Below are 484 nucleotides of genomic sequence, written 5' to 3' on the forward strand. Positions count from 1 at the left end.
TCATGGGTCACGAGCAGCATGGTGCGGCCTTCTTCGGCCAATGCGCGGATGACATTAAGTACTTCCTGGACCATTTCCGGGTCAAGGGCGGAGGTGGGTTCGTCGAACAGAATGACCTTGGGCTGCATCGCCAGGGTGCGGGCGATGGCTGCGCGTTGCTGCTGGCCGCCGGAGAGTTGCGCCGGGTAAGCGTGGCGTTTGTCAGCGATGCCGACCTTGGCCAGTAAGGCTTCGGCGACTTCAATGGCTTCGGCCTTACTCTGCCCGAGTACGCGGCGCGGGGCTTCGATGATGTTGTCGAGCACGCTCATGTGCGGCCAGAGATTAAAGTTTTGAAATACGAAACCGATCTCGCTGCGCAGGCGATTGATCTGCTTGCCGTCGGCAGCGACCAGTTCGCCGTTTTTGGCGGCTTTGAGCTTGAGTTCTTCGCCGGCCACCAGGATCTGGCCCTGATGCGGGTTTTCCAGCAGGTTGATGCAAC

At 59.9% G+C, this 484-nt stretch carries 1 pseudogene; it reads right to left on the reverse strand.

From position 1 onward, the window contains the following. Positions 1–484 (reverse strand): annotated as a pseudogene (locus ACIPLA_RS05065) (ATP-binding cassette domain-containing protein); the annotation flags it as partial.

The sequence above is a fragment of the Pseudomonas sp. NPDC086112 genome, from assembly GCF_044746425.1.
Lineage (GTDB): Bacteria > Pseudomonadota > Gammaproteobacteria > Pseudomonadales > Pseudomonadaceae > Aquipseudomonas.